Origin of the sequence: Amycolatopsis pithecellobii, assembly GCF_009707865.1 — a bacterium.
Taxonomy (GTDB): domain Bacteria; phylum Actinomycetota; class Actinomycetes; order Mycobacteriales; family Pseudonocardiaceae; genus Amycolatopsis_E; species Amycolatopsis_E pithecellobii.
On record NZ_WMBA01000087.1, the window covers coordinates 20,814 to 29,221 of the forward strand.

An 8,408-nucleotide genomic window follows, 5' to 3' on the forward strand; every position below is an offset into this window, starting at 1 on the left:
TCGGAGCAGGCCATGGAGTGCGTGAGGTGATCTGATGTCGTTGACCCCCGCTGACGTGCATAACGTCGCGTTCAGCAAGCCGCCCATCGGCAAGAGGGGCTACAACGAGGACGAGGTGGACGCGTTCCTCGACCTGGTGGAGACCGAGCTGGCCCGGCTGATCGAGGACAACAACGAGCTGCGTCAGCAGGTCGAGCAGCTCGATGCCGAGCTGGAAACCGCGCGTGGCGACCTGGATGCCGCCCGTGCGGGTGGCGCGACACAGGAGACGTCGCGGAGGCTGGCCCCGGTGCCGCCGCCGTCCCCGGTGGAGCAAACCCAGGCCCATTCGATGGCCGACGCCGGCGAGCCCAATGTGCAGGCAGCCAAGGTGCTGGGCCTGGCGCAGGAGATGGCCGACCGGCTGACCGCCGAGGCCAAGACCGAGTCCGACGGCATGCTCGCCGAGGCGCGGGCCAAGTCCGAGCAGTTGCTTTCGGATGCGCGCGCGAAGTCGGACTCGATGGTGAACGAGGCGCGCACCCGCGCCGAGACGATGCTGAACGACGCCAGGACCAGGGCCGAGACCCTGGAGCGCCAGGCGCGTGACAAGGCGACGTCGATGGAGCGCGAGGCACAGCGCAAGTACACCGAGACGATGAACACGATGAACGCCGAGAAGAGCACGCTCGGCAAGAAGATCGAAGAGCTGCGCACGATAGAGCGTGAGTACCGGACGCGGCTGCGTGGGTTCCTCGAGTCGCAGTTGCGTGAGCTGGACGATCGCGGTTCGGCGGCGCCGGCTTCGGCGTCTTCGACCGCAGGCAATTCCGGTTCCGGCGGCGGGCAGGGCTACTCGTTCGGCCCCCGCGCCGAGGCCGGCTGAGCACCAGCGCTTTCTGGGAAGTTTTGACACGAAGCGGTTCCGGTCCCAACCCCGAGGGGCCGGGACCGTTTTGTGGTGTACTGTGCGGACCCTGTTTCCGGTCGGATAGGTCTTGGGCGTGCTGTTCTTCGTGCTGATCCTGGTCCTGGCCGCGCTGGGGCTGCTGGTCACGGCCCTGATCACGGCGAGCTCGCTGTGGGCCTGGGTGTCGATCGCGTTGTCGGTCGCCGCCGGGCTGCTCCTCGTGGTGGACTTCCTCCGCCGCCGGGCGAAGCGGGCCGAGGTCGTCGAAGAGCCGGATGAGACCGGTGAGCCCGCGGTGGAGGCGACGTCCGAGGAAGACGCCGAGGCCGTCGCGAAGCTGGACGCCGAGGTGGTCGTGGTTGACGAGCACCCGCGCTATCACCTGACGGACTGCGGCTGGCTCGGCGAGCGCGACACGATCCCGATCACCATCAAGGACGCACGGGACCTGGGCTTCACCCCCTGTGCGCGCTGTTCTCCGGATGCGAAGTTGCTTGCTACCTCGGAATCCTGACGTCAAGCCGGTCTTGTAGCTGCGTGCGTCCGGTATCGGTCAGCCGCACCGCCCGGTGGCCGGGAACGCGCGGTTCCAGCCAGTCGCGCCGCTCGAAGGTGGCCGCGAGTTCGGCGCCGAGTGCGCCGGCCAGGTGGTGGCGTTGTTCGGACCAGTCCAGGCAGAACTTCAACAGCGGCCGCCGTCGTCGCCGGACCGCGTCGAGGTCCACGCCCAGGTCGCCGAACACTGGTCCGGCTTTCGGGCCCAGCACATACGGGTGCGTCGCCAGCGGTGCCGACAGACGATCCTGCTCCCGCCGTTCGGTGCCGGGCACGCCGTCGGTGGTTGCCAGCGCTCCGTGGGTCACCAGCGCGGCTGTGACGGCGACCCCGAGCCGGCCCGCGAGGTGGTCGTAGCAGGTGCGCGCGAACCGGAGTGCCTCGGCGCGCGTGCCGCTCTTCAACGACGTCACCGGCTGCGGCGGCGCGATCTGGGCGAGCGTTTCCAGGATCTCGCCGACCTGCGGACCGGCGAGACGGTAGAACCGGTGCCACCCCGAGCGTTCCACCACGACCAGGCTCGCGTCGCGCAGTTTCGCCAGATGCGCGCTCGTGCCCTGCGCCGACAGCCCGGCCTCGTTCGCCAGCACCGACGCCGCCAGCGCTCGCCCGTCCGCCAACGCCATCAGCACCCGCACCCGCGCCGGATCAGCGAACAGTGTGGCCGTCCGGGCGATATCCGCGTCGCCTGTGATTGCCATGACTCCATGATGCCGCGCGCATGCTTCCACCCCGGTGGAAGTGTTTCCGCAGCGCCTATCCGGGGCGGCGCGAGCAGGCGCGGGCACTCGGCGTGTGGGCCGGGGTGTCGGCGCTCGCGCTCGCCGGCGGGCCGGTGCTGGGTGGCGCGGCCGGGTGGCGGATCCTGTTCTGGCTCAACGTCCCGCTCGTCGCGGTGGCCATCGCGGGTTCGCTGCGATGTTCGGGCATTTCGGCACCTCCGCCGCGGGCCTGCCGGTCGCGGGAATCGTGGGCGCGGCCGTGTGGGCGGCGGCCGTCGCGATTACCGTGCGCACGGTGCGCTAACCTGGAACGCAACACGGCGTCGATCCGGCCATCACCGGGGAGCCTCCGGAAGAACGGACCTCGGTCCCAGTAGAACCGGACGGGTGCGGCCCGTGACAGCCGCCGAACGAGCGGCCCGCGCATGCGCGGGCAAGCGGGGTGGTACCGCGGAACGCGCCGGCCGGTGCGTCTCGTCCCCGTGCGGGATCGGCAGATCCCTTACGAGAGCGACGAAACCGCGAGGAGCGCACCGATGTACCCCAAGGCAGCGCTGGGTGGCCAGACCCCGGGCCAGGTCGAGTCCCAGCCGTCCTTTCCCGCGCTGGAGAAGGACGTGCTGGCCTACTGGGAGTCCGACCGCACCTTCCGTGCCTCGATCGACGCGCGCGACCCGGGTGTCAACGGCAACAACGAGTACGTCTTCTACGACGGCCCGCCGTTCGCCAACGGGCTGCCGCACTACGGTCACCTGCTGACCGGGTACGTCAAGGACATCGTGCCGCGGTATCAGACGATGCGCGGCAAGCACGTCGAGCGGCGCTTCGGCTGGGACACCCACGGCCTGCCCGCGGAGCTGGAAGCCGAACGGCAGCTGGGCATCACCGACAAGTCCCAGATCGACGAGATGGGCATCGCGAAGTTCAACGAGGCCTGCCGCGAGTCCGTGCTGCGCTACACCGACGAGTGGCAAGACTACGTCACCCGCCAGGCGCGCTGGGTCGATTTCGAGCACGACTACAAAACGCTCGATCTGTCCTATATGGAATCGGTGATCTGGGCGTTCAAGCAGCTGTGGGACAAAGGACTGGTCTACGAGGGCTACCGCGTCCTGCCGTACTGCTGGCGGGACGAGACGCCACTGTCCAATCACGAGCTGCGGATGGACGACGACGTCTACGCGAGTCGCCAGGACCCGGCCGTCACGGTCGGTTTCCGGTTGGCGGGCAACGGGAACGAGCTGGACGACGCGTATGTGCTGATCTGGACCACCACCCCGTGGACGCTGCCGTCGAACCAGGCGACCGCCGTGCACCCCGATCTGGACTACGTCGTGGTCGAGCCGGAAACCTTACCGGGCAAGCGCTTTTTGCTCGCCGAAGCCCGGGTTTCCGCCTACGCCAAGGAACTCGGCGAGGAACCCGCGGTTGTCGCGCGGTACAAGGGAAGCGCGCTGGAAGGGCTGCGTTACGTTCCGCCGTTCCCGTACTTCGAGGGCAACGAGAACTCGCATCAGATGATCCTGGCGGACTACGTCACCACCGACAACGGCACCGGTGTCGTGCACCTGGCGCCCGCCTACGGTGAGGAGGACAAGGCGGTCGCCGACACCTACGGGATCACGCCGGTCACCCCGGTGGACGCGAAGGGCCGGTTCGACGCAACCGTGCCGGACTACGCGGGCCAGCAGGTGTTCGACGCCAACCCGAACATCATCCGGGACCTCAAGAACGGCACCGGTTCCGCCGCGAGGCAGGGCGCGATCCTGCTGCGCCACGAGACTTACGAGCACTCGTACCCGCACTGCTGGCGTTGCCGCAACCCGCTGATCTACCGCGCGGTGTCGTCGTGGTTCGTGAAGGTCACCGAGTTCCGCGACCGGATGGTCGAGCTGAACCAGCAGATCACCTGGTATCCCGAGCACGTCAAGGACGGCCAGTTCGGCAAGTGGCTGGAGGGCGCGCGTGACTGGTCGGTGTCGCGCAACCGCTACTGGGGCACGCCGATCCCGGTGTGGATCTCGGACAACCCCGAGTTCCCGCGCACCGATGTCTACGGCTCGCTGGACGAGCTGGAACACGATTTCGGGGTGCGGCCGCAGGATCTGCACCGGCCGTTCATCGACGAGCTGACCCGGCCCAACCCGGACGACCCGAGCGGGCGCTCCACGATGCGCCGGATCCCCGAAGTGTTCGACGTCTGGTTCGACTCGGGGTCGATGCCCTACGCCCAGGTGCACTACCCGTTCGAAAACGCGGACTGGTTCGAACACCACTATCCGAGCGATTTCATCGTCGAGTACATCGGCCAGACACGTGGCTGGTTCTATGTGCTGCACGTGCTCGCGACGGCGCTGTTCGACCGGCCCGCGTTCCGGATGTGCGTGTCACACGGCATCGTGCTCGGCTCGGACGGGCAGAAGATGTCGAAATCGCTGCGGAACTACCCGGACGTCAACGAAGTGTTCGACCGGGACGGTTCCGACGCGATGCGCTGGTACCTGATGGCGAGCCCGATCTTGCGTGGCGGCAACCTGATCGTCACCGACAAGGGTATCCGCGACGCGGTGCGCCAGGCCGTGCTTCCCTTGTGGAATTCGTACTATTTCCTTGCCCTGTATGCGAATGCCGAAGGCGTCGAAGGGCGCTGGCGCACCGATTCGCGGCATGTGCTGGACCGGTACATCCTGGCCAAGACCAACGAGCTGGTCACGGATGTCCAGTCCAGTTTGGACATCTGTGACATCGCGGGCGCGTGCCAGAGCGCGCGCGAGTTCCTCGAGGTGCTGACGAACTGGTACGTGCGACGGTCTCGCGACCGGTTCTGGGCGGGGGAGCGGGACGCGATCGACACGTTGCACACCGTCCTCGAGGTGGCGAGCCGGACGCTGGCGCCGTTGCTGCCGCTCACCACGGAGTCGGTGTGGCGCGGGCTGACCGGCGGGCGCTCGGTGCACCTGAGCGACTGGCCGCTCGTCGACGAGATGCCCGCCGACCCGGCACTGGTGCGCGCGATGGACCGGGTGCGCCAGGTGTGTTCGTCCGCGCTTTCCTTGCGCAAGGCGAACAAACTGCGGGTGCGGCTGCCGCTGGCGAAGCTGCTCGTCGCGGCGCCGGACGCGGAGTCGCTGGCGGATTTCACCGACATCATCGCCGACGAGGTGAACGTCAAGGCGGTCGAGTTGACCACCGATGTGGCCGCGCACGGCGGGTTCGAGGTCGCGGTGAACGCGCGGGCGGCCGGGCCCCGGCTGGGCAAGGACGTGCAGAAGGTGATCAAGGCCGTGAAGGCGGGGGAGTGGACCACCTCGCCCGAGGGTGCGCTGGTCGCCGCCGGGATCGAACTGCTCGACGGTGAGTACGAGCGGCGCCTGGTCGCGAAGGACGTCGACGACACGGTTGCCGCTTCCGAATTGCCTGCGGGCTCGGGCCTGGTGCTGCTGGACACCGACGTGACGCCGGAACTGGCGGCGGAAGGCGTCGCGCGCGACCTGATCCGCGTCGTCCAGCAGGCCCGCCGGGACGCCGGGTTCGACGTGGCCGACCGGATCGAGCTGACCGTCGACGCGCCCGAGGACGTCGTCGCCGCGGCGAAGGCGCACGAGAAGTTCGTCGCCACCGAGACCCTCGCGAAAGCTGTCTCGTACGGCCGGGTCGAGAGCGGTCTCGAGGGCACGGTGGGCGAAGGCGTCAAGGTGCGGGTGAAGGTGGCCAAGGCGTAACGGATCGCGGTTGGTGACCGACTACCCCGGGAAGGAGCTGGGGAAATCGTGTCACGAACCGTGAAGAGATGGATACTGGCCGGCGCCGCCGTGGCGGTCGTGGCGATCGTCGTGGCGGCGTTCGTGGTGTTGCGCGGCGGCACCGGCGGCTCGCCCGCCGCATCCGCGCCGGCGACCGCCGGCGACGTCGCGAACCGGTACCTGGCGGCCTGGTCCGCGGGTGACGACACGACGGCCGGCGCGCTGACCGACGATCCGGCGGCCGCCGCGGCCGCGGTCAAGGCCGCTCGGACCGGCTTGGCGCCGACCGCCTTTGCCGCCACGTTGAGGCAGGCCACGGGCGACAAGGCGGCGATACACGTGAAGTGGACGCTGGCCGCGGGCCGGGTGTGGAACTACGACAACGAGCTGCGGCTCGTCCGCGATGACACCGGCTGGCGCGTGCACTTCACCCCGGCCGCGATCCATCCCCAGCTCGGCCCCGGCGACCGGCTCGCCGTCCGTGCCGCGGGTGGTGGGCCCGCCGTGATCGACCGGGACGGCAAGGCGCTGATGACCTGGCAGCCGGACGGCCCGAAAGCCGTGGACCCCGGCTTCGCGCCCCTCGTGGTGCCGGGCGTCGGCCGACTTGCCACCGGCAGCGGCAAGTCGTGGTCGGTGGTGCTCGTCGACGCCGCCGGCAAGGCCACCACGCTCTACAGCGAGGGCGCCGAGCAGCCGAGGACGCTGGCCATTTCGTTGAGCAGCAAGGCACAGGCCGCCGCGCAGGCCGCGGTGGACGCGGCCGGGGCGCCGGCGATGCTGGTCGCGATCCAGCCGTCCACAGGGGACATTCTGGCCGTCGCGCAGAACGCGCAGGTGACCTCCGGTAACGCGCTGAGCGGGTTGTACGCGCCGGGCTCGACGTTCAAGATCGCGACCGCGGCGGCGGTGCTGGAGGCCGGGGCGGCGACGGCGGACACCGTGCTGCCCTGCCCCGGCACCGTGCAGCTGGGCCAGCGCACCATCCCGAACGACGACCAGTTCTCGCTTCCCTCGTTACCGTTGCACTCGGCGTTCGCGCATTCCTGCAACACCACGTTCGCGCAGCTCGCGGCACAGCTGCCCCCGGACGCGCTGGCGAAGGCGGCGAGCCAGTTCGGGCTCAACGCCGACTTCGACATCCCCGGCCTGACCACCGAGGCGGGCAAGGTCACCGCGACGGCGAACCCGGCCGAACAGGTCGAATCCGCGATCGGGCAGGGCAAGGTGCAGGCCAGCCCATTCGGTCTGGCGCTGATGGCCGCGACCGTCGCGGCGGGGAAATCCGTTACCCCGCAACTGGTCCGTGACCGGGGCACGTCGGTGACCACCGGCTACGCCGCGCCGTCGGGTGCGGTGCTCGGCGCGCTGCGGTCGATGATGCGTGAGGTCGTCACCGGCGGGACCGCGACCGGGCTCGCCGGGAGCGGCAAGGTGTACGGCAAGACCGGTACCGCGCAGTTCGGCGACGGCAGCCAGGCCAACGGCTGGTTCGCCGGTTACCGTGACGACGTCGCGTTCTCCGTGTTGCTGATCGGCGCCAACTCCTCCAAACCCGCGGTCTCGACGTCGGCGGCGTTCCTGCGTGGGCTGTGAGGCCCGATGCGATTCACCATTCGCGTCAAACCGGGCGCGAAACGGGACTTCGTCGGTGGTGAGCACGCGGGCGCTCTGATCGTGTCGGTCAGGGCGCCCGCGATCGACGGCAGGGCGAACGAGGCGGTGCGCAAGGTGCTGGCGAAGGAACTCGGCGTCCGCGGCCGGAATCTCGTTGTGGTGCAAGGAGAACGCGGGCGCGACAAGGTCATCGAACTCGACGCCGCCCCGGCTGGGATCGAGGACGTGTTGTCGGCACTGCGGCGGCGGTGAGCCGGCGTGGCCATTCGAAGCGCAGCCCGGTGGCGGCCGGCAGGTGCGTGAACGCGTCGGCCAGCCGGGTGAGGGCGCTGGTGGCTCGCTGCAGGTCCATTTCGGTGTAGGGAAAGGGTTCCTCGCGCACCGACGCCCACGCGTCGCGCGCGGCGGGGAAAGCACTGTGCCTGCCGTGTTCGACCGTGGCGTGCACGGCACCGGTGAGCGCCTCGGCGATCCCGATCTCGCGTTCGTGGCAGGCGATCACCTGGCGGCTGAGAGCGGCCGCATCGTGGCGTTGCCGTCCTTCGAGGACACGCACGGACGAAAACAGCGCACCGGCGGCGATGCAGCCGAACACGCCGCCGCCCAGCCGGAGCTCGCGTTCGGTCACCGCGTGCGCCAGATCGTGCGGCACGCGCCACTTCCGGTCGTACGAGCGCATTTCCAGCGTGACGCGATCATCGCGATGCAGCACGGCGCGGGAACCGCCGCCGGGTACGGGGTGGAAAAAGATGAGCACCGACACAGCATCCGATGACACGGCAAGGTGGGTCCACGGATTTTTTGCCCGTGGCCCGCCTCACCCGGCGGGTGCGGGTGGCGATGCGTGCCGGGGGCCTTCTTTAGGATGGCTGGGGAACGGGG

Annotated in this window: 8 protein-coding genes; 6 read left to right on the top strand and 2 right to left on the bottom strand. The window is 69.3% G+C overall.

What is annotated here, in order from left to right; translation table 11 throughout:
* The first annotated feature begins 34 nt into the window (after window positions 1-34).
* Together wag31 and GKO32_RS34625 are read left to right on the top strand one after the other, a co-directional pair.
* Entirely contained in the window at window positions 35-865 is an 831-nt protein-coding gene (gene wag31, locus GKO32_RS34620) for a DivIVA-like cell division protein Wag31 (RefSeq protein ID WP_154761135.1), read from the top strand.
* 118 nt (window positions 866-983) lie between these two features.
* Window positions 984-1,403 carry a hypothetical protein gene (locus tag GKO32_RS34625; protein WP_312869076.1) on the top strand — a complete coding sequence of 140 codons (420 nt, stop codon included), beginning with the start codon at window positions 984-986 and terminating at the stop codon, window positions 1,401-1,403.
* Here the strand turns inward: GKO32_RS34625 and GKO32_RS34630 are convergent.
* Window positions 1,387-2,145 carry an ArsR/SmtB family transcription factor gene (locus tag GKO32_RS34630; RefSeq protein ID WP_154761137.1) on the bottom strand — a complete coding sequence of 253 codons (759 nt, stop codon included), beginning with the start codon at window positions 2,143-2,145 and terminating at the stop codon, window positions 1,387-1,389. The genes GKO32_RS34625 and GKO32_RS34630 overlap by 17 nt on opposite strands.
* 154 nt (window positions 2,146-2,299) lie before the next feature.
* Between GKO32_RS34630 and GKO32_RS38240 the strand changes: the two genes are divergently transcribed.
* The 4 genes from GKO32_RS38240 to GKO32_RS34650 all read left to right on the top strand — a co-directional run bounded on the left by GKO32_RS38240 (window position 2,300) and on the right by GKO32_RS34650 (window position 7,778).
* The gene (locus GKO32_RS38240; RefSeq protein WP_166459823.1) at window positions 2,300-2,470 is read left to right on the top strand and encodes a hypothetical protein; all 171 of its coding nucleotides are present in this window, start codon (window positions 2,300-2,302) and stop codon (window positions 2,468-2,470) included.
* A gap of 232 nt (window positions 2,471-2,702) precedes the next feature.
* Complete coding sequence (gene ileS, locus GKO32_RS34640; protein WP_154761138.1) at window positions 2,703-5,888, top strand: isoleucine--tRNA ligase; 3,186 nt, start codon at window positions 2,703-2,705, stop codon at window positions 5,886-5,888.
* Window positions 5,889-5,936: 48 nt separating this feature from the next.
* A complete protein-coding gene (locus GKO32_RS34645) occupies window positions 5,937-7,505 on the top strand; it encodes a penicillin-binding transpeptidase domain-containing protein (RefSeq protein WP_312869078.1) in 1,569 nt (522 codons plus the stop codon).
* 6 nt (window positions 7,506-7,511) lie between these two features.
* On the top strand, window positions 7,512-7,778 hold the full coding sequence (locus tag GKO32_RS34650) for a DUF167 domain-containing protein (RefSeq protein ID WP_154761139.1): 267 nt from the start codon (window positions 7,512-7,514) through the stop codon (window positions 7,776-7,778).
* Here GKO32_RS34650 and GKO32_RS34655 read toward each other — a convergent pair.
* A complete protein-coding gene (locus GKO32_RS34655; protein WP_154761140.1) occupies window positions 7,714-8,304 on the bottom strand; it encodes a hypothetical protein in 591 nt (196 codons plus the stop codon). The two genes, GKO32_RS34650 and GKO32_RS34655, sit on opposite strands and share 65 nt — an antisense overlap.
* Window positions 8,305-8,408 lie beyond the last annotated feature (104 nt).

Coding starts and splice junctions, on each gene's coding strand:
- ileS (WP_154761138.1), top strand. CDS start 2,703: ATGTACCCCAAGGCAGCGCTGGGTGGCCAGACCCCGGGCCAGGTCGAG.
- GKO32_RS34630 (WP_154761137.1), bottom strand. CDS start 2,145: ATGGCAATCACAGGCGACGCGGATATCGCCCGGACGGCCACACTGTTC.
- GKO32_RS34650 (WP_154761139.1), top strand. CDS start 7,512: ATGCGATTCACCATTCGCGTCAAACCGGGCGCGAAACGGGACTTCGTC.
- wag31 (WP_154761135.1), top strand. CDS start 35: ATGTCGTTGACCCCCGCTGACGTGCATAACGTCGCGTTCAGCAAGCCG.